The 1255-nt window shown below is 62.5% G+C and carries 2 protein-coding genes; both read right to left on the bottom strand.

The genetic code is table 11. The features are described from left to right. Positions 1-611: prolyl hydroxylase family protein (locus tag D9C15_RS33150; RefSeq protein ID WP_164886981.1), on the bottom strand; the 611-nt coding region annotated here is incomplete at its 3' end. A 124-nt stretch (positions 612-735) separates the two neighbouring features. Further along, a partial coding sequence (locus tag D9C15_RS33145; protein ID WP_240668693.1) for a zinc-ribbon domain containing protein occupies positions 736-1255 on the bottom strand: 520 nt, incomplete at its 5' end.

Genomic DNA, 1255 nt, shown 5'->3' with positions numbered 1-1255 from the left:
ATGGGTTCGCGGCCCAAGTGCCAAGCCGTGGAGGGTCGCCTCGAGCGAAGGGTTAGGCCTCGTTGCGCTCGGGCAGAGAACATGACGTCGGAGCGAAGCGCGTACTTTGTGCCGCGAGTAACTTCGGCCCCCTCGTGAACCATCCCGTGGTGAAAGATCAGTGCCGTTCCCTGGCTAGCAAACACCTTGCACACCTCGAAGCGTGTTTCTCCGCCAGAGTACCCATCGTTGAGGTAGACGATGAAGGTCAACAGGCTCATGTCTCCGTTGTTCCTTCGATACGGTACGTCCGAGTGCCAGTAGAAGCGCTGGCCAGGCGTGTAGCGGTAGAGGCGGAAACGCTCATTGAGGCCAATCGCGTGACGGTCATTCAGCACTTGGGGCACGAAAGAATGCGTACGGCTCCAGAGTTTCGCCGCGAGGTGAACGTCGCCAAAGACGCATCGGTCGTTGTTCCTCGTATCAGAGGCAACCCTGGGGCCGCGGGCAGTGACTATCGGTGCTGGCTCGAAGCCTAGGTGCTCCGCGCGTTCAACGAGCGCCTCGCATTCGGCTTCGCTGAGGAGTCCTTCGACTGTGTTGATGCCTGGCGCTACGACGGTGCTTTTCATGAGGCCTAACGTTTGAGCTGAGGGGCCGTAGCCGGGAAGGCGCTTGGCCCGCGAGGCGGATGATAAGAATCAGCGACTCGCGGGCCAAGTGCCTTGCCGGCGGAGGTCCCTCTCGAGCGAAGGGTTAGGGCGCACTCTCGGTGGCGAGCTTCTTGGCGACACCTTCCAGGTGAACACGCCGTGCTTCGGCCCTGCGCTCGCGTTCGGCTCTGCGACAGCTGTTGCACAACTTGGCCCTGGACTCGACATTGCCCTTGGCTACCTCGTACCACCACTTCTGCTGGGTAGCGAGCCAGACCTCTTGTTTCTGGCATGCCGAGCACTGGAACACCGTGTCGACGTAGTAGCCGCGCGCGACGAACGGCGGAACCCCGTAGCTGTTGGGCGGCGTGAGCAGCTTGGGATTGCACGGCGCAGACCCTCCTTCGGGGAGTTCCAACAGCCGAGGATCGTGGGCCTGCGCGGTAGCGAGCTTCTCAGCGCGCTCGCGTCGATGAGCCAGGATTTCGGTCCGACGTTGCTTGTTGCTCTTCACGGGTTCTGTGCGCCCTAACGTTTGAGCTGAGGCGACCGCCGCGGATTGGTGCTTGGGCCGCGAGGCGGATGATGCCAGCGAGCGCCTCGCGGCCCAAGTGCCAAGCCGT

It is taken from the genome of Piscinibacter defluvii, from assembly GCF_004011805.1.
Classification (GTDB): domain Bacteria; phylum Pseudomonadota; class Gammaproteobacteria; order Burkholderiales; family Burkholderiaceae_C; genus Piscinibacter; species Piscinibacter defluvii.
This window is presented reverse-complemented; position numbering and strand designations above follow the sequence as displayed.